The organism is Streptomyces sp. NPDC051940 (assembly GCF_040680895.1).
Lineage (GTDB): Bacteria > Actinomycetota > Actinomycetes > Streptomycetales > Streptomycetaceae > Streptomyces.
This window is the reverse complement of sequence record NZ_JBFAXR010000150.1, coordinates 1-19289: the sequence shown is the minus strand read 5'-3', so window position 1 is coordinate 19289 and position 19289 is coordinate 1. Positions and strand designations below refer to the sequence as shown.

General features: G+C 73.3%; 13 protein-coding genes. 6 read left to right on the top strand and 7 right to left on the bottom strand.

Annotation, left to right across the window (positions count from 1 at the left end; genetic code table 11):
* From AB0M28_RS35285 to AB0M28_RS35275, 3 genes are all read right to left on the bottom strand, one after another.
* A partial coding sequence (locus AB0M28_RS35285; RefSeq protein WP_365414000.1) for a LacI family DNA-binding transcriptional regulator occupies window positions 1–1030 on the bottom strand: 1030 nt, incomplete at its 3' end.
* Window positions 1027–2334 (bottom strand): glycoside hydrolase family 27 protein, encoded by a 1308-nt coding sequence (locus tag AB0M28_RS35280; protein WP_365413998.1) that lies wholly within the window; start codon window positions 2332–2334, stop codon window positions 1027–1029. The genes AB0M28_RS35280 and AB0M28_RS35285, both read right to left, overlap by 4 nt.
* Window positions 2331–3848: an alpha-L-arabinofuranosidase C-terminal domain-containing protein gene (locus AB0M28_RS35275; protein WP_365413996.1), complete on the bottom strand. Its 1518-nt coding sequence runs from the start codon at window positions 3846–3848 to the stop codon at window positions 2331–2333. Before AB0M28_RS35275 ends, AB0M28_RS35280 begins: the two co-directional genes overlap by 4 nt.
* A 271-nt stretch (window positions 3849–4119) precedes the next feature.
* Here AB0M28_RS35275 and AB0M28_RS35270 point away from each other — a divergent pair, with 271 nt between their 5' ends.
* Genes AB0M28_RS35270 through AB0M28_RS35250 form a run of 5 tightly spaced genes read left to right on the top strand, consistent with a single transcriptional unit; the run spans window position 4120 to window position 11105 of the window.
* Complete coding sequence (locus tag AB0M28_RS35270; RefSeq protein ID WP_365413994.1) at window positions 4120–5412, top strand: sugar ABC transporter substrate-binding protein; 1293 nt, start codon at window positions 4120–4122, stop codon at window positions 5410–5412.
* A gap of 6 nt (window positions 5413–5418) precedes the next feature.
* Entirely contained in the window at window positions 5419–6324 is a 906-nt protein-coding gene (locus tag AB0M28_RS35265; RefSeq protein WP_365413992.1) for a sugar ABC transporter permease, read from the top strand.
* Window positions 6324–7268 carry a carbohydrate ABC transporter permease gene (locus AB0M28_RS35260; RefSeq protein WP_365413990.1) on the top strand — a complete coding sequence of 315 codons (945 nt, stop codon included), beginning with the start codon at window positions 6324–6326 and terminating at the stop codon, window positions 7266–7268. The genes AB0M28_RS35265 and AB0M28_RS35260 overlap by 1 nt, the downstream gene beginning before the upstream one ends.
* Window positions 7265–9838 carry a beta-galactosidase gene (locus AB0M28_RS35255; RefSeq protein ID WP_365413988.1) on the top strand — a complete coding sequence of 858 codons (2574 nt, stop codon included), beginning with the start codon at window positions 7265–7267 and terminating at the stop codon, window positions 9836–9838. The genes AB0M28_RS35260 and AB0M28_RS35255 overlap by 4 nt, the downstream gene beginning before the upstream one ends.
* A gap of 7 nt (window positions 9839–9845) precedes the next feature.
* Window positions 9846–11105 carry an ROK family protein gene (locus AB0M28_RS35250; protein WP_365413986.1) on the top strand — a complete coding sequence of 420 codons (1260 nt, stop codon included), beginning with the start codon at window positions 9846–9848 and terminating at the stop codon, window positions 11103–11105.
* Here AB0M28_RS35250 and AB0M28_RS35245 read toward each other — a convergent pair.
* The 4 genes from AB0M28_RS35245 to AB0M28_RS35230 all read right to left on the bottom strand — a co-directional run bounded on the left by AB0M28_RS35245 (window position 11081) and on the right by AB0M28_RS35230 (window position 15368).
* Window positions 11081–11788 carry a response regulator transcription factor gene (locus tag AB0M28_RS35245; protein WP_365413984.1) on the bottom strand — a complete coding sequence of 236 codons (708 nt, stop codon included), beginning with the start codon at window positions 11786–11788 and terminating at the stop codon, window positions 11081–11083. The two genes, AB0M28_RS35250 and AB0M28_RS35245, sit on opposite strands and share 25 nt — an antisense overlap.
* Before the next feature lie 12 nt (window positions 11789–11800).
* Window positions 11801–13792, bottom strand: a complete 1992-nt coding sequence (locus AB0M28_RS35240) for an ATP-binding protein (protein WP_365413982.1) — start codon at window positions 13790–13792, stop codon at window positions 11801–11803.
* 274 nt (window positions 13793–14066) lie between these two features.
* A complete protein-coding gene (locus tag AB0M28_RS35235) occupies window positions 14067–14426 on the bottom strand; it encodes a hypothetical protein (protein ID WP_365413980.1) in 360 nt (119 codons plus the stop codon).
* 114 nt (window positions 14427–14540) lie between these two features.
* Window positions 14541–15368 carry an endonuclease/exonuclease/phosphatase family protein gene (locus AB0M28_RS35230; protein ID WP_365413978.1) on the bottom strand — a complete coding sequence of 276 codons (828 nt, stop codon included), beginning with the start codon at window positions 15366–15368 and terminating at the stop codon, window positions 14541–14543.
* Between the two features lie 178 nt (window positions 15369–15546).
* On the opposite strand from AB0M28_RS35230, the gene AB0M28_RS35225 reads away from it, so the two are divergent.
* Window positions 15547–19257 carry a S8 family serine peptidase gene (locus tag AB0M28_RS35225; RefSeq protein ID WP_365413976.1) on the top strand — a complete coding sequence of 1237 codons (3711 nt, stop codon included), beginning with the start codon at window positions 15547–15549 and terminating at the stop codon, window positions 19255–19257.
* Window positions 19258–19289: the final 32 nt, after the last annotated feature.

Below are 19289 nucleotides of genomic sequence, written 5' to 3'. Positions count from 1 at the left end.
GGCCGGCCCATCGAGGCGGGAGCGGAGCAGGCGGTCGCCGACGGGGCACCACCGTGAACCCGGCCACGAACTCCTCCGGTTCCGGCGCGGGCTCCGGGCGCGCCATGCGGCGGGCCAGCAGGGCCACCGCCCGCTCCGCGATCGCCGCGTGGTCCGGGGCGACGGTGGACAGGGACGGTACGAGGTACGCCGACTCCGGGACGTCGTCGAAGCCCATCACCTTCACCTGCCCCGGCACCCGCACCCCCGCGTCCGCGAACCCGCGCAGCACGCCCATGGCGATGGTGTCCGTCACGCAGAAGACACCGTCGAAGTCCGCGCCGGCCGCCGCCAGCTCACGGGCGCGGCGGGCGCCGGCCTCCATGGTGAAGGCGTCCAGACACTGGTCCAGCGCCGGGTCCGCGGCCAGCCCGGCGGCCTCCAGGGCCCGCAGATAGCCGGCGCGGCGCAGGCTGGAGACGTCCACGTCCTCCCCGAGCGCGCCCCGGAACAGGGCGATACGGCGGCAGCCCCGCTCGACGAGGTGGCGGGTGGCGGCCTCGGACGCCTCGACGTTGGGCATGGCGACGTGGTCGACGGGACCGCCGAAGATCCGCTCACCGAGGACGACGACCGGATGGTCGACCTTCAGCGCCTGGGCGTCGCGGGCGCCCAGGCCGACCGCGCTGATGATGAGCCCGTCGTAGAGCCGGTTGCGCGACATGGTCAGCGCCGCCAGCTCGTCCTCCCGCCGCGCCCCGGTCTGCTCGATGCCGACCCGCAGCCCGTGCCGGCCGGCGGCCTCGATGATGCCCGCGGCGAGCAGCCCGAAGTACGGCCGGTCGACCTCGGGCACGGCCAGCCCGATCGTCCCGGTGCGGCCCTTGCGGAGGTTGCGTGCGGCGACGTTGACCCGGTAGTCGAGCCGGGCCATCGCCGCGAGGACCTTCTCCCGGGTGGCGGGGCGGACGTTGGGGTGCTCGTTGATGACGTTGGACACCGTCATCGCCGACACCCCGGCCGCCTTCGCCACGTCCTGGATCGTCGTCATACGGACAGACCGTAGAGGGCCGCGCCGTGCGCCGGCAGGTCGGCGGTCAGCACGGTGCCGTCGTGGGCGACGTCGGTACGCGTCCACAGCTCCCGTATGCGGTCGCCGGGCCGGGCGCCGACGGACCCGAGGGGGACGCTGACCCGCCGCGGCGCGCCGGCCAGGGAGAAGACGGCGGCGTACCGGGCGTCCCCGGCCACGTCCCGGGCGGTCCACAGGACCAGGTCCCGCTCCCTCAGCACCTCCCGGCCGTCGCGGCCGAACCACAGCACGGCCAGCGCCTCGTCGTTCGTGAGCAGGTCGATCGTCTCCTGGGGCGTGCCGGGCAGGTCCCCGCCCATCATCAGCGGCGAGCGGGCGATCAGCCACAGGGTGAGCAGGCTGATCTGCTCCGGCCGGGTCAGCGCGCTGATCCGGTCCTCGCCCCGCTCCGCCCGGATGCCGATCCGTCCCAGCGGCAGCATGTCCGCGTCCGCCCAGCCGCCCTCCCCCTGGCCGGGCGCCCAGCGCGCCATCCGCGCGAACTGCGCCTCGACGTCCTCCCACCGGTCCCACAGGTCGTCGCAGACCCGCCACATCACGGCGTGCTCGCGCAGATGCTCCCGCCGGGCGAGCGAGACGTCCGTGCCGGGGGAGAGGCTGAGCTCGATCGGACGGCCGCTGCGGGCGATCGCCCGGGCGTACGCCGCGATCTCCCGCTCGTGGTACGGGAAGAGCATGTCGTCGGCCTTCACGAAGTCCACGCCCCAGGCGGCGAACTGGGCCACCTGGGAGTCGTAGTACGCCTGGGCGCCCGGGTGGTCGTGGTCCAGGCCGTAGTTGTCGGTGTTCCACGGGCACACGGACGCCGTGTCCGCGATCTGGTCGGCGGTGAACTCCGTGCCCGCGACCGGCAGCCGCGCCCGGACCGCGCGGCGCGGCACGCCCCGCATGACGTGCAGCCCGAACCGCAGCCCCATCGCGTGCACCCGCGCCGCCAGCGGGGCGAACCCCGCCCCGCCGGCCGCCGAGGGGAAGCGGCCCGGCGCGGGCAGCTGCCGGCCGTGGGCGTCCAGGACCAGCGGGGCGTCCGGGTTGTAGCCGTGGGCGCGGGCCGTGGGCTCGTACCACTGGATGTCCACGACGACGATGTCCCAGCCGTACGCCCGCATGTGGTCGTGCAGGAAGCGGGCGTTGGCGAGGACCTCCTCCTCGGTGACCGTGGTGCCGTAGCAGTCCCAGCTGTTCCAGCCCATCGGCGGGCGCAGCCCGCGCTCGGGAAGGGGGCGCGGCGTCGTACCGGAGGGCAGCGGGCGCGCCGTCATACGAGGGGAGCCCGCACCGTGGCGAACGAGTGCGGCGGCAGCGTCAGCGTGAGCCCCCCGTCCGTGGCCTTCACCCCGTCGAAGGGACGCGGGGCCACGGCCGCCGGTGCCTGCGGCGTGTTGTGCGCCTGCGGCCGGTCCGCCGTGAGCAGCCGCGCCTCGGCCGCGCCGAGCGCGCCGCCGCGCAGGTCGAGCGTCACCTCTGCCGGCTCGTCCGCGTCCAGGTTCGACAGCGAGATCAGCACGGTCCCGTCCTTGACGCTCGCCGACGCGGACAGCGTCTCCAGCTCCGCGTCGCCGGCCTGCCGGACGGCGTCCTCGGCGCGCAGATGGACGGTCAGCGCATCGGCGTCCTGGTGGCCCTTGTTCATCTCGAAGACGTGGTACGTCGGCGTCAGCACCAGCGCGTCGCCGTCGGTGAGGACCATGGCCTGCAGGACGTTCACCGTCTGCGCGATGTTCGCCATGACCAGCCGCGCCGCGTGCCGGTGGAAGATGTCGAAGTGCAGGCTCGCCACGAGCGCGTCGCGCAGGGTGTTCTGCTGGAACAGGAAGCCCGGGTTCGTGCCCGGCTCCACGTCCCACCAGGTGCCCCACTCGTCGAGCACCAGCCCGACCCGGCGCCCCGGATCGTAGAGGTCCATCACCGTGGAGTGGCCGGTGAGGATCCGGTCGGTCCGCCGGGCGGAGGCCAGCGTCCGGTAGTAGTCGTCCGTGGTGAACTCCGTCGCGCTGCCCTTCGCCTCCCACGGGCCGGACAGCGTGTAGCGGTGGACGGAGATCCCCTGGAAGAAGGTGCGCGGGGTGGCCTCGCAGCCGAAGCAGCTGATCTGCCGCATCAGCGTCTCGGTCCACTGGTAGTCGTCCTCGTTGGCGCCCGAGGCGATCCGGTACAGCTTGTTCTCGCCGTAGTCCCGGCAGTACGTCGCGAACTGCCGGGCCAGATCGGCGGAGTACTCGGCGCGCATGTTGCCGCCGCAGCCCCAGGTCTCGTTGCCGATGCCCCAGAACCTGACCGGCCACGGCTCCTCGCGGCCGTTGTCCTTGCGCGCCCGCACCATGGGGCTGTCGCCGTCGCGGGTCAGGTACTCGACCCATTCGCTCATCTCCCGCACGGTGCCGCTGCCGACGTTGCCGTTGATGTACGGCTCGGCGCCCAGCAGTTCGCACAGGGCCATGAACTCGTGCGTGCCGAAGTGGTTGTTCTCCTCGACGCCGCCCCAGTGGGTGTTGACCATCCGGGGCCGCTCCGCGCGCGGGCCGACGCCGTCCCGCCAGTGGTACTCGTCGGCGAAACAGCCGCCCGGCCAGCGCAGATTGGGGATGTCCAGGGCGCGCAGGGCCTCGACGACGTCGAGCCGGATACCGCCCTCGTTGGGGATGGCGGAGTCCTCGCCGACCCAGAACCCGCCGTACACACAGCGGCCCAGGTGCTCGGCGAAGTGACCGTACAGATGGCGGCTGATCACCGGTCCCGGAAGGTCGAGATTGATGACCGCGGTGGCGCGGGGCATGGGGCGGCTCCTGCGTGAGGGGTGCGTTGTATCGATACAAAGTCGCAGCGCGGCACGGGCGCGTCAAGAGGTCGGCGCCAGTAAAACCCGTGGGTTACGAGGGCTTGTCGAGCAATTTAAATGAGGGTTAGGTTAACCGCCATTCGAACCCTCGGGCCCGACGGTCGAGCACCCTCCCATGCGTTCGCACACCCCGTGCCTTCGCATGTCCCCACGCGTCCGCACGCCTCCCGCATGCGTTCGCACCCTCAGTCCACGAAGGGCTTCAGTCATGGCTGTCGACAGGGCGCAGTACTCCCGCCGCGGTTTCCTCGGCCTCGCCGCCGGCGCCGCCGGCGTCATCACGCTCACCGCGTGCGGCTCCAGCAGCGGCGGCTCGGGCAACGGCCCGCTGGTGATGACCGTCTGGGGCGGCGACCCCGACCGCAAGACGTACCAGAAGCGCATCGACCTGCTGGTGAAGAAGTACCCCGACCTCAAGGTCAAGCTCCAGCTCATCCCGAGCGACTCGTACCCGCAGAAGGTGCAGACGATGATCGCCGGCGGCAGCGGCCCCGACATCATGGAGGTCGCCGAGAGCGTCAACACCTACGCCAGCAAGAGCCAACTGCTCCCGCTGGACGACATGGCCAAGAAGGCGGGCCTCGACGTCCAGCAGCGCTTCGGCGCCGTCGGCTCGATCTACTCCTACGAGGACCAGCTGTACGCGATCCCCGACCGCTCCGGCGCGATGATCGTGTACTACAACAAGGAGCTGTTCGACGCCAAGGGCATCGGCGCCCCCACCGCGGACTGGACCTGGGACGACGCCCTCTCGGCGTTCAAGGAGCTGACCGTCCCGGGCAAGCAGTGGGGCTACGGCGGCGCCGGCTGGTGGCCGCAGTGGTGGAGCTTCGTGTACCAGAACGGCGGCGCCATCATCGACGAGAACGGCCGCCCGACCGTCGACAGCCCCGAGGCCGTCGAGGCGCTGCAGTGGGCCGGCGACCTGATCTTCAAGCACAAGGTCGTGCCCACCAAGGAGGAGTACGCCGACATGGGCGCTGACGTCGGCGGCGACCAGGCGTTCGCCAACCAGAAGGTCGCCGTCAACGCCACCGGCTTCTGGGCCATCGCGGGCCTGACCACGACCACCTTCCAGTGGGACATCGCCCCGCTGTGGCGCGGCAAGCAGCAGGCCGTCTCCGCGTTCGGCAACGGCCTGGCGATCTCCCGTACCTCCAAGCAGCGCGACAACGCCTTCAAGGCCATCGAGTTCCTCACCTCCACCGAGGCCCAGCAGGAGATCATCGCCGCCGGCCAGGACGTGCCGGCCAACCTCGAGGTGCAGCAGAGCGAGGCCTTCACCAAGCCGTCCTGGATGAAGGGCGACGTCGACATGGGCGTCTTCGCCGAGTCCAGCGAGTTCGTCTTCCGCGCGCCGTTCATCCCCGAGTGGAACGAGATGCAGTCGGCGATCGAGACGGGGCTCGCCGACTTCTGGATCGGCAAGGAGCGCAGCGCCCAGAAGGCGCTGAGCGCGGTGCAGGAGAGCCTGACCTCCCTCATCAAGTCCGCGGGATGACGGGCGATGGCGATGTCGAGGCGACGGCGCCGTGAGGCGCTGTGGTTCTATCTGTTCGTCTCGCCCTGGGTGATCGGGTTCCTCGTCTTCATGTTCGGGCCGATGATCGCGTCGGTCTACTACTCGATGACGGACTGGGACTCGTTCACCCCGCCCACCTGGGTGGGGCTGGACAACTACACCAGACTGCTCACCGACGACCCGCGGTTCTGGAACGCCCTGTGGCACACCTGCTACTACGCGGCCGTCTCCGTACCGCTGGGCCTGGTGATCGGCCTGTGGCTGGCGAACCTGCTCAACAAGCAGGTCCGCGCCCGCAAACTGCTGCGCACGCTGATCTATCTGCCGACGCTGGTGCCGCTGGTCGCCACGGCGATGATCTTCAAGATGGTGCTGGCGCCGTCCGGACCGCTCAACGACGCCCTGGGCCTGATCGGCGTCAGCGGCCCGTCCTGGCTCGTCGACGGCACCTGGGCGACCCCCGCGCTGATCGTGATGTCGGTGTGGGGCGCGGGCGGCGCCACGGTGCTGCTGCTGGCCGCCATGAAGGGCATCCCCCGGGAGCTGTACGAGGCGGCCGAGGTCGACGGCGCGGGCGCGGTACGGCAGTTCTTCAGCGTCACGCTGCCGCACCTGACCCCGATCATCTTCTTCAACCTGGTGATGGGTCTGATCGCCGCGTTCCAGGTCTTCGCCCAGGTGTACATCCTCGTGCCCAAGGCCAAGACCCCCGCCGCCTACAACGCGGCCGAGACGATGGTGCCGTACCTCTTCGACGAGGCGTTCGCCAACTACCACATGGGCTACGCCTCGGCCATCTCCTGGCTGCTGTTCCTGGTGCTGCTGGCGTTCACGCTCATCGCCTTCCGCACCGCCCGGCGCTGGGTGTTCTACGAGACAGAGGTGAAGTGATGGCCGGCCTCCTGACCACCAGCCCCGAGGCCGCGCCGCGGTCCGCGCGTGAGGGCCGTGTGCCGCGGCGGGTGCGGGGGCGGCGGGGACCGGGTGCGGTGCGGGCGTTCCGGGCCACCCCGGGGACGTACGCGACGCTCATGATCGTGGCGGCGGTGCTCACCATGCCGCTGGTGTTCGTCGGTTCGATCGCGCTGTCCAGCGACGCGACCGTGAACACCAACACGTTCACGCTCTTCCCGCGCGAGTTCGAGTGGGAGAACTTCAGCCGGGTCTTCAGCACCGAGCTGCCGATGGGTCGCTTCCTGGTCAACTCGGCGATCATCTCGCTCGGGTCGGTCGTCGGGCAGATGCTCTCCAGCGGCCTCGTCGGCTACGCCTTCGCGCGGCTGCGGGCGCCCGGGAAGAACACGCTGTTCCTCGTGGTGATCGCGACCATGATGATCCCGACGCAGATCACCATGATCCCGCAGTTCATCCTCTTCCGGGATCTGGGCTGGGTGAACACGTATCTGCCGCTGATCGTGCCGAACTTCTTCTCCAACGCCTTCAACGTCTTCCTGGTCCGGCAGTTCGTGTCCCGGCTGCCCAGCCAGCTCGACGAGGCGGCCATGGTCGACGGGCTCGGGTTCTTCGGCATCTACCGGCGGATCATGCTGCCGATGATCTGGCCGGTGCTGATCGCGATCGGCATCTTCACCCTCACCCACACCTGGGGCGACTTCATGGGGCCGCTGATCTATCTGAACGACGAGTCCAAGATGCCCCTCTCCCTCGGCGTGCAGTACATCACCAGCACCTCGACGGCCGGCCAGCTGCCGCCGTGGAACCTGGTGATGGTCGGGTCCGTCCTGCTCGCCGTACCGATGATCATCGTCTACTACCTGGGCCAGAGATACCTGTACGAAATGGACATCAGCGGCGGAAGCGCGGGGGTCAAGTGAGTCACCAGCACCACCACACGGCGACGGCGGCACAGGACGGGAGCGGACCCGGCGGCCCACGGGGCCGGATCGAGCTCGACGCCCGGGGCATCCGGATCGACGGGAGCCCGCGCACGCTCCTGTGCGCCTCGCTGTTCTACTTCCGCCTCCCGCGCGAGCAGTGGCGGACCCGGCTGGCGCAGGTCCGGGCCTCCGGCTACACCTGCGTCGACGTCTACCTGCCGTGGAACTTCCACGAACTCGCGCCGGGCCGCTGGTCCTTCGAGGGCCGGCGCGACGTCGCCGCCTTCCTGGACCTCGCGGCCGAGGAGGGCCTGTACGTCATCGCGCGGCCGGGCCCGTACATCTGCTCCGAATGGGACGGCGGCGCGCTCCCGGCGTGGCTCGGGCTGGACCCGGAGCTGGGCATCCGGCAGAACGAGCCGCGCTTCCTGGACGCGGTCGGCGAGTGGTTCGACCAGGTCCTGCCGCTCCTCGCCGAGCGCCAGCATCCACGCGGCGGGCCGGTGGTCATGGTGCAGCTGGAGAACGAGCTGGACTTCTTCGACTGCGCCGACCGCCCCGGCTATCTGACGGCCCTGCGCGACATGGCCGTAGGGCACGGCATCACCGTGCCGCTCATCGCCTGCGCCGGGCAGGGCGACGTCTTCGGCGCCGCCGGCGACGTCCCGGACCTCGTCCCCGCCTGCAACTTCTACCCCGACGACGACTCCCCGTCCATCGAACAGGAGGTGCGTCACTACGCGGACCTGCTGGCCGCACGCGGGCTGCCGCTGCTCATCACCGAGACCAACCGGCGCCACCGCACCCTGCGCCGGCTCCTCGCGAGCGGGGCGTCCCTCATCGCGCCGTACCTGCAGTCCTCCGGCTGGAACTTCGGCTACACGCCGTCCGCCGGGAACTGGGGCGACCCGGGCAACCTCATGAGCCACGGCTACGACTTCGGCGGCTATGTGTCCTCCACGGGCGCCGAGCGTCCCGAGTACGCCGAGGCGCAGGTCCTCGCCCGGGTCCTCGACACGCTGGGTCCCCGCCTCGCCACCGCGCGGACCGTTCCCACCCCGGTGCCGGTCACGTGCGACTTCCCCACCAGCGCGGCTCCTTCGGCGCTGCGGCTGGACGGCGGCGGCCACCTGCTCGCCGTACCCCATCTGGGGACGCGGCCGGGGGAGGCCGTGGTGAACGGGGAGTGCGTGGCGGTCGCGGCGGACAGCTGCCCGCTGATGGCGGTGGACCTGCCGCTGCGGCCCTGGGGGCACGACGTGACGCTGAACCTCGCGTCCGCGGATCTCGTGGAGGTGGCGGACGGGCGGCTCGTGTTCTCGTCCTCGGTGCCCGTCACCGTGGTCGTGGACGGGGTACGGGCGGAGATCCCGGCCCCGGAACCCGGCGGCTCGCAGTGGGTGGCCGTGGGGGAGCTGATGCTCGTCGCCGTGGCGCCGGGAGACACCGTGCCGCCGGCCGCCGAGCGGACCGCCGTACGGTCGGTGCGGCGGCGGACGGCCGCCCCGCCCGCCACACCGGCCGGAGACCACGGGTCGCCCCCGCCGCTGGAGGCGCTGGGCGCGTACCGGGGCCGCGGCACGTACCGCACCACCGTCGATCTGACCGGCGTCGACGAACTGCTCCTCACCGGCGCGGCCGACATCGCCGAGCTGACGGTCGCGGGCCGTACCCACCCGCCGGCCGCCGGGTTCGGCGCGGCGCACCGGTTCGACGTCCGCGAGGCGGCCTCGACGGGTCCCGTCCCCGTCGAGGCCGTCGTGGAGATCTGGGGCCACGCCAACTTCGACGACGCCCGCCTGCCGGCCCTGCGCCTGGGCGCGTTGCGCGGCCTCGGCGCCCTGTGGAAGGTCCGCGGCGCCACCGACGTGTCGGCTCTGTGGCAGGTCCGGGGGCAGTGGGCAGGCGAACCCGCGCCCCTGCGGGTGCTCGGCGGCTGGAGCAGCACCCGCGTCGGCCTCCCGCTCACCTACGCACGCGAGCTCCCGCCCTCCGACGGCACGACCGCGCTGCACCTGCGCGGACTGACAGCCCCGGTACGGATCGCGGTGGACGGCGGGGAACCGAACACCGTCCACGCCGAGAACCCCTGGGTCCTGCTGCCGCCCGGCACCCGCACGGTCGCGGTCACCCTGCCGCACCACCCCAGCGGCGACCCGGTGTACGCCGAGCTGCTCGCCCTCGAACCGGTGACGGGGTGGACCTGCGAGGTCCAGGACGACGAGCTGCTGACCGGATTCGCCGCGACCCCGCATCCCGGGTCGCCGGCGGAGCTGCCGCTCACCCTGCGGCCCGGCGAGGAGGCATGGCTCGACGTCGACCTGCCGCCCGGGCACGGCGGCGTCCTGCTCCGCCCGGACGGCACGCAGATCCGCGTGACGGGCTGGGCGGCGGGCGAGTGCGTCGGCCGGGTCTGGTGCGGGGAGCGCCCCGCCTTCTCCGGCGGCGACCCGGACTCCCTCTGGGTCCCGGCGGGCTGGTCCGGGCTGACCCTGCTGGTCAGAGCCCTGGCGGGGAAGGAGGTGCCGCAACTCCGTACGCTGTGGCTCGAGACCTTGCAACACTGAGGGGGAGATGGTGGCGCGCCGCACGGCCCGTGATCTTCGTAACGAGAACCGCTTCGAGGTTCTGCACGCACTCTTCGAGCGCGGGCCGTCCACCCGCCAGGAGCTGACCCGGCACACCGGGCTCAGCGCCGCCACGGTCGCGACCCTGGTCACGGAGTTCCTGACCGAGGAGATCCTGCAGATCGCCACCGTGGAGCGCACCGGTGTGGGCCGTCCGTACGAGCGGCTCACCATCAACCCCGGCCGCGGCCGCATCGTCGGCGTCGACGTGGCCGAGACCTACGTCGACGCCACGGTGTACGACGTCGCGCTCGGCGTCCTCGGGCACGCCGAGGTCGCCCTCGACGAGCACGAGAACGACCAGGACTACGTCGTGGCCGGCATCGTCCGCGCGGTCGGCGCCTCGGTCGCGGCGAGCGGCGCCGGCCGCGAGACGATCCTCGGCGTCGGCATCAGCCTGCCGGGACACGTCCACCCCGACGCCGGGGTCTCGGTCTTCGCCCCGAACTGGGACTGGCACGACGTGCGGATCGAGGAGCTGCTGGAGGCCGGCCTCGGCATCTCCGTGTACGTCGACAATCCGCTGAAGGCCGTCGCCCTGGCCGAGATGTGGTTCGGCATAGGGCGCACGGTCGACTCCATGGCGGTCGTCAACCTCGGCACCGGCGTCGGCGCGGGCATCGCCCTGGACGGCACGCTGATCCGCGGCAAGGCCAACAACGCCGGCGAGTGGGGGCACACCCTGCTCCAGCTCGACGGGCGCGAGTGCCGGTGCGGGCGGCGCGGCTGCGTCGAGGCGTACCTCGGCGTCCACGGTCTGGAGACGACCCTCGCCGAGCTCGCCCCGGGCCACCCCGCGCTGCGCACGGCGGGACAGCGCGACTTCGTCCAGGCCGTGGCCGAGGGCCTGACGGCGGGGGACGAGGCCCTGACGGCCCTGGTGGAGCGCACGGCGCACTACCTGGCGGCGGCGCTCGGGGACCTGGTCAACCTGCTGGACATCCCGCGCCTGACCCTGACGGGCTGGACCACGCGGGCGCTGGCGTCCTGGCTGCTGCCCGCGGTCCGGGCCGAACTGCCCCGGCACGTACTGCCGGGCTCCCGCCCCGGCCTCGCGGTCGAGGCGTCGCCGGTCCTCGGCAACCCGGTGTCCCTCGGGATGGCGGCCTTCGCCCTGGAGCAGTTCCTGATCCGCCTCGGCCTCGCCGGACCGGCCAGCACCCGGCCGCAGCGGACGCCCGGTCAGGTGGCGGCCGGAGGCAGCTGAACGTCCGCCTGCCCCGCGGGCCGCGGGACGGTGCCCAGGCCCGCGTCCCTGGCCCGGACGACGGCCTCGGCGCGGTCGTGGACCCGGAGCTTGGCGAAGACCGAGCCGACGTGGTTGCGCACCGTCTTCTCCGCGAGGAACAGCGACCGCGCGATCTGCCCGTAGCCGAGCCCCGACGCCAGCAGGTCCAGCACCTCGCGCTCGCGGGCGGTCAGCGTGGGGAAGGCGGCCGCCGCGGTCGTCCCGCGGACCGAGGCGAACAGCACGCCGATCCGCCCGGCGAGCTGCGGGCTGAAGACCGCGCCGCCCCCGGCGACGGTGTGCAGGGCCCGCAGGATCTCGTCGCGGCTCGCGCCCTTCAGCAGATAGCCGCGCGCTCCGGCGCGCATCGCGGCGAGCAGGCTGTCGTCGTCCTCGGACATCGTCATCACGAGGACGTGCACCTCCGGGTGGGCGGCGAGCACCTCGCGGATCGCCTCGATGCCCGAGCGGCCGGGCAGGCCCAGGTCCATCACGACGAGATCGGGTGCGTGGGTGCGGGTCGCGGCGACGGCCTCGTCGGCGGTGCCGGCCGCGGCGACGACGCTGAAGCCGTGGTCGGCACCGATGGCGGCCATCAGGCCCTCGAGGAAGATGGGGTGGTCCTCGACGAGGAGGACCCGGCAGGCGGCTGGCTCGGTCAACGGAGTGCGTCCTTACAGGGGTTGCGGGATGGTGGGCGGCTGGTCGCCCACCGGGGCGGAGGGCGGGCCCTGGGGCAGGCGGGCGTGCACGACCGTGCCCGCCGCGGTGGTCGTGACCGAGCAGGCGCCGCCGATCTCCTCGGCGCGTTCCGTCATCGAGGCGAGGCCGGTGCCCGACGCGGTCGGCGGGGCCGCCGGGCCGCCGTCGTCCGTGACCGTCACGGTGACGCTGTCCTCGTCGGCCGTGAGCGTGATGTGGATGTGGCGGGCGCCCGAGTGCCGTACGGCGTTGGTGAGCGCCTCGGCGGCGATCCGGTACGCGGCCGTCTCGACGCCCGGGGTGACGGCGGGCAACGCGTCGGCGGTGACCGTGACGAGCAGCCCCGGATGGCCGAGGCGGCGCGCCAGGTCCCCCACGGCGTCGGCCAGCCCGCGCTCCACCAGGGCGGCGGGGGCGAGCCCCGCGGTGATCCGCCGTACCTCCACCAGGGCCTCGCCCAGCCCGTCGACGGCCGCCCGCAGCTGCCCGCCGCCCGCGCACTCCCCGGCGCAGCCGGCCTGCGCGGTGTCGATGCGCAGCCGCACCGACGCGAGCAGCGGCCCGAGCCCGTCGTGGATCTCGCGGCGCAGCCGCCGTCGTTCCTCCTCGCGGGTGAGGGCGAGCCGCTCACGCGCCGCCTGGGCCTCCTCGGTGAGCCGGAGGGTGGCGAGCGCCGGACCGGCCTGGCCGGCGAGGAGCCCGAGGAGGTCGCTGTCCCGTTCGGGCGGGGTGCCCGAGCCGTCGCGGACGACGTCGAGCCGCCCCACGACCTGGCCCTGGTAGCGCAGCGGGAAGGTCTGCGCGGGCGCGTCCCCGGGCGGCAGTCCGGCCGCGGCGAGCAGCCGCGGTCCGGAGCGGGTGTCGACGCTGACGGACGCGCCGGGCACGCCGATGTCCTCGACCGCGCTGCGGCAGATCTGCGCGGGCAGTTCACGCGGGTGCGGGGCCTGCTGGATCCGGGCGGCGAGGGCCCGTACGGCGTCGTGCGGGCGGGCGCGCGGCCCGTAGAAGAGGCTCTCCACCCAGCGGGTGCCGCGCCGCGCGGCCTGCGGCAGCAGCAGGCCCAGCCCCAGCGCGCCGACGGCGGCGAGCAGCGCCGTGCCGCGAACGGCGGGGAGCAGCAGCCATGTCGTGGCGGCGCACGCGGTGACGACCGCCGCCAGCACCATGAACACGCACGCCTGCGCCACGCGGTGCCGGGCGGAGAGGTCCAGCCGCCAGGTCCCCGTCCCCGCGACACCCGCGCCGACGGCCGCGACCCACAGCACGGTGCCGGTCAGCAGCGCGGTGACCGTCCGCAGGCCGGGGCCCCAGACCTCGGTCAGCAGCAGCAGGACGCACAGGGGATGGAGGACGGCGAGCAGCAGCCGCACCCGTCGTTCGCGGCCGGGCACCCGTACGGCGGTGAGGAGCAGGGCGGCCGTTCCGGCGGCGGCGACGGCCACCGTCACGTGCTGCTCGACGGATTCGTACGCGCCGGAGTGCGCCACCGCCCAGCGGCTCGGCGGCGTGCCGAGCAGGGGGTTGGGCACGCCCTGGACTTCGGGGTAGACCAGCGCCCACAGCACCCCGTAGCCGAGGAAGTAGGCGCAGGTCAGAGCCGTGAGGAGGGTACGGGCCCGGCGTCCGGCGGCGGTGCGGGGCGCCGCCGCCAGCCACAGCGGGAGCAGCAGCAGCGTCGGGGCACGGCTGGCGAACCCCGCCACCGAGGCGGTGACGGCGGCCAGCGCGTCGACGGACGTCGGGCGGCCCGCCGCGAGCAGGTCCCCGACGACGGTGGGCAGGAACCAGCACACCCCGGCCGCGACGAGCACACCGCCCAGCCGCCGCAGCGCCCGGCCGGGACGGGCGAGGAGCAGGACCCCGAGGACCACGACCGGCACGCCGACGGCGAAGCGCGAGGTGACCGTGACGACCCGAGCGGCGGGGTAGTTGGCGCGCAGCCAGGCGTCGTCGACGTACACCAGGACGGCACCCCACAGCAGGAGGCCGACCAGGAGCAGCAGGGCCGCGGTGCTCGCGGTTCTGATGCTCCGGCCGGTCCCCGGGCCTGTCGTCGAACTCCCGGCTGCGCCGCGACGCCCGGCACGCACCCTCGCCGCACGGCGCCACAGGACAGGTGGCTCCGCCACATGACCTGCGACGCCGCACGCCGAGAGGACGCACCGAACGCCGCAGCGCCCGCGCTCCGCGCGGACGTCGGGAGTTCGACGACAGGCCCTCGGGGGCATGGACGGGTCAGCCCTTCGCGTACAACTGGACGACGCGGAAGGGCGTGAGGTACGGGGCGGTGGCGTCCTCCGGGTCCGGGTTCTGGCCGGCGGACGAGCCGGGGAGCTCGCCGGTGACGAAGCTGTCCCGCTCGATGCAGTAGTACGCGGACCAGGTGCCGCTGTCGACGCCCTGGCGGCCCGCGCGACAGCACTCGCCCCGGGTCTGGTACGCGTCCACGCGGTGGTATCCCGCCCCGCCGGCGGAGGGGCAGGACGCGGCGGTGCACGAGGGCGCGGGGTCCGTCGGCTGTGCGGCGGGTGCGGGCGACGCCGACAGTGCGGCGAGGGCGAGGGCGGCGACGGAGGCCGCGCCGAGGAGTCTCATCTGTGATCCCATGCCTGGTGAACGCCGAGGGTGCGGGGAGGACACGCGCCCTCGGCGTCAACCTTGCGTGACCCGGTGTCCCGGGCACATGAGGCAGGTGACCCGGCCGCGTCCTCAGCGGCGCACGGACACCTCGGCCAGGTACGGCAGATGGTCGGACGCGTCCGCCGCGAGCACGCGGACGTCCCGCACGGCGGCGTCGGGCGAGGCCAGGACGTAGTCGATGCGGGCGTGCGGCGCCTCGACGGGGTACGTGTAGCCGTCACCCGCCCCGGCGACCGCCCAGGTGTCGGCGAACACGTCCGTCAGGGTGCCGATCTCGGGCGCGTCCGGCGTGGCGTTGAGGTCGCCGGTGAGGAAGGTGCGCTCGGGACCGCTGCCCAGCAGCTCCACGATCCGCGCCGCCTGCGCCTGCCGTTCGAGGGCGTCGTCGTGCTGCAGATGGGTGTTGGCGACGCGCACGGGCACGCCCTCCACGGAGAGGTCGGCGACGAGCAGCCCGCGCTGTTCGTGGGTGCCGAACCTGGGCAGCAGGGTGTTGCTCCACTCCTGGATCGGGTAGCGGGACAGGATCGCGGTCCCGTACTGCCGCCGCTCCTGACCGGGTTCGAGCGGGTCGAGGTCGAGGTTCGCCCCGTACACGGCGTGCATGCCGAGCTCCTTGGCGAGCCACCGCGTCTGGTCGGCGAAGGCGCTGCGCGCGCTCCAGTGGTTGTCGACCTCCTGCAGGGCGACGACGTCGGCCCGCGAGCCGGCGACGACCTTCATCACGTGCCGCAGGTCGAGGACGTCGTCGGGTCCGGCGCCATGGTGGATGTTGTAGCTGAGGACACGGAGGTTCACGGGATCGGACTCCGCCGCGTGGGACGCGGGGACGAGGACGGCGGTGGGGAGGAGGAGACTCACCAGACAGGCGATCAGTCGAATGACGCGTCGCAGCACGGACGGCACCCCTTGTCGGAGATCTGTCAGGACGCCGGGGACTATCCCATACGGGTAAGGGCTTTCGGTAGCGGTCCGGTGAACAACTCGCCCGCCCGGTTGGCGGTTGTACGACACGTCGTACCCTCGCCACCTGCTCGCGGTGTGCGCCGCGGGGTCGCGCGGTTAGACCATGAGCATGACCATTCGATCAAGACGCGCGGCCCTGCCGGCCGCCGCCGCGAGCGCCGCCCTCGCCCTCACCCTGGGCGGCGGCCTCCTCAGCCCGCCGCCGGCCGTCGCGGCCGATCCCGCGCCCGCCGCCGAGCAGGCCCCGGCGGAGGAACCGTCGTACGACATCACCCTGATCACCGGCGACGTCGTCCACTACACCGACCTCCCCGGCGCCAAGGACGACGTCACCGTCGACCCCGCCCCCGGCTCCCGGGGCGGCGTGCAGGTGCAGACGTACGGGGAGAACACCTACGTCCTGCCCGTCTCCGCGATGGGCCTGCTCGCCGCCGGGAAACTCGACTACGAACTGTTCAACGTCACCGGCCTCGCCGCCATGGGCTACGACGACGCCCACTCCGGCGGCGTCCCCGTCATCGCGACCGCCCCGCACGGCCGTTCGGCGAAGCCGCCCGCCGCGCCGAAGGGCGCCGCCAAGGTCCGCCGGCTGCCGAGCATCAACGCCACCGCCATGAAGGCCGGACAGGCCCGCGCCTTCTGGAAGGACGTGGCGCCCGGCGCGCGTCCCCGCGACTTCACCGCCGGCAGCGGCATAGCCAAAATCTGGCTCGACACGAAGCTGAAGGCCGACCTCGCCCAGTCCGTACCCCAGATCGGCGCCCCCGCCGCCTGGGCGAAGGGTTACGACGGCACCGGCACGAAGGTCGCCGTCCTGGACACCGGCATCGACGCCACCCACCCGGACCTGACGGACGCCGTCGCCGCCGAGCGGAGCTTCGTCCCCGGCGAGAGCCCCGACGACGGCCACGGCCACGGCACCCACGTGGCCTCCACCATCGCCGGCTCCGGCGCCGCCTCCGGCGGGACGAAGAAGGGTGTCGCGCCCGGCGCGAAGCTGTACGTCGGCAAGGTGCTCGCCAACGACGGCGGCGGCACCGAGTCCGGGGTCATCGCCGGCATGGAGTGGGCCCGGGACCAGGGCGTGGACGTCGTGTCGATGAGCATCGGCACCAGCGGCGGCTCCGACGGGAGCGACCCCGTCTCCCGGGCTGTGGAGGAACTCTCCGCGAACGGCGGCCCGCTGTTCGTCGTCGCCGCGGGCAACAACTACGCCACCGGCACGATCGGCTCGCCCGGCGCCGCCGCCTCCGCGCTGACCGTCGGCGCCGTCAGCAAGGCCGACGCCCGCGCCGAGTTCTCCAGCCAGGGCCCGCTGCCGCGCACCTACGCCCTGAAGCCCGACGTGTCCGCACCCGGCGTGGCCATCAGCGCCGCCGCCGCGCATCCGGCGGCGGGCGCGTCGATGTACCAGTCGATGAGCGGTACGTCGATGGCCACCCCGCACGTCGCGGGTGCCGCGGCGATCCTGCGCCAGCGGCACCCCGACTGGGACGCGGCGCGGATCAAGAACGCGCTCATGACCACCTCGAAGAAGCTCGCCTACACCCCCCTGCAGCAGGGGAACGGCCGCGTCGACGTGGCCGCCGCGGTGGACGGCACCATCGAGGCCACCGGCTCCGTGCCGACCGCCGTGTTCCGCTGGCCGCACCAGGACGCCGCGCCGGCCGAGCGCACCGTCACCTACCGCAACACCGGCGGCGCCGACGTCACCCTGAACCTGGCGACGGACACCGCCGACCCGGCGTACACCCTGTCCGCCTCGACGCTCACCGTCCCCGCGGGCGGCACCGCCGCCGTGACGCTGCGCCTGGACCCGGCGACGGTGCCGGTGCAGCGCATCTTCTCCGGCCAGGTGACGGCGAAGGACGCGGCCACCGGCGCGCTGGTGGCGCACACCGCCTTCGCACTGGTCAAGGAGCCCGAACTCTACGACTACACCGTCAAGCTGACCGGCCGCGACGGCAGACCCGCCGCCGGCGTGGTCGCCATCACCTACCCCGGCAACCCCGTCCCCGGCCTGGCCGAGGTCTACGGCTCCACCACGTTCCGGCTGCCCCCGCGCACCTACACCACGTGGGGCTTCGTGGACGTGACGGGGGACAGCGGCGACCGGCTCGGCACCGCGCTGCTCAGCGCTCCCGAGATCGATCTCGCGAAGGGCGACGCGGTCGCGGACCTGGACGCCTCCGGCTCGCAGGCGGTCACCGCCACCACCCCGTTCGAGACGGAGAACGTGTCGACCGTCGTGCAGTACCGACGCACCCTCGCGGGCGGCGGCAGCGCAGCCTCGGCGTTCGTCGTGGACCCGGCGTACGACTCCCTGTACGTCCAGCCCGTCGCCGACGCCGCCGAGGGCGGCAGCCAGGACCTGATGGTCCACACCAGGCTGCGCCAGCGGCTCCTCGACGCCGTCACCGGCAGCGGCCACGACACCCCGCTCACCCGGCAGACCGGCAGCGCCACGCACGAGGGCAAGCGGCTGCTGAAGACGGTGTACGCGGGCAGCGGCACCCCGGCCGACTACGCCGGACTCGACGCCGCGGGCAAGGCCGTCGTGGTCGACCGCGACCCGGACGTCGCCCCCGACGCGCGGGCGAAGGCGGCCGCCGAGGCGGGCGCCGCCGCGCTGATCACCGTCAACGACGCCCCCGGGCGCCTGTACGAGACGTACACCGACGCCCACGGGCTCACCCTGGCGGGCGTGCACACGCTGGACGGGGCCCGGCTGGTCGCGGAGGCGAAGTCCGGCGACGGCACCCTCAACCTCACCGAACGGCGCGACCCGGCGTACCAGTACGACCTGGTGCAGCAGCAGCACGGCGCGTTCCCCGGCCACCCGATGGCCTACGCGCCCGGCCACGACGAACTCGCCCGGATCGACACCCGCTTCCACTCCCCGTGGGCGTCGGGCCTGACCCCGGCGGGCATCGGCCGCCGCGTCTTCGTGCCGTCCTGGGCCGGCAGCGTCGGCGCCAACCAGGCGGAGCGCTACCCGGCCACCCGCACCGACTACGTCACCGCGCCGCCCGCGAAGGACGGCCGGTGGACGGAGGAGCACCGCTTCGGGCTGAGCGGCGCGGGCGTCGACAACCTGCTGGAGCGCGCCCCCGCTCGGACCTACGAGGCCGGCCGCAAGTACGCCGGGGACTGGTTCGAACCGGTCAACGGACCCCGGTCCGGCGAGGGTTCCTGGCGCCCCAGCCGCACCAGCAACGGGATCGCGTGGAACATCCCCGCCTGGTCCGGCAGCGGCGCCGGGCACATCGCCTTCTCGCCGGCCACCCTGGGCGACACCGAACTCCGCAGGGACGGCGTGCGGATCACGGGCTTCGGGGGCGCCGGGGGCTGGTCCACCGGCCTGACGGCCGAGGAGCGGTCGTACAGCCTGATCCTGAACACGCGCCGGGACACCGGGAAGTGGGACCTCACCACGGCCACCCACACGGAGTGGGGCTTCCGCTCCGCGGCCCCGAAGCCGGGCACCCCGTCCCAGGAGATCCCGCTGCTGGACGTGGCCTACGACGTGCCGGTCGACCTGAACGGCGACGTCCCGGCCGGGCGCCGGACGACGCTGGGCCTGTCCGCCGCCGCGTACACCGGCGGTGCCACGGCGACGTCGGCGGCGCTCCAGGTGTCGTACGACGAGGGCGCCACCTGGCAGCCCGTCACCCTCCAGCAGGACGGCGCGGGCCGGTGGACGGCCGCGCTGGACGTCCCGGCCCGCGCGGGCGGCACGGTCTCGCTGAAGACGTCCGCCGAGGGGCCGGGCGGGCTGAGCGTGACCCAGGAGGTGATCAGGGCCTTCGGGCTGAAGTGACCGGCCGACCGCGCCCGTGCCCCCGCCGGATC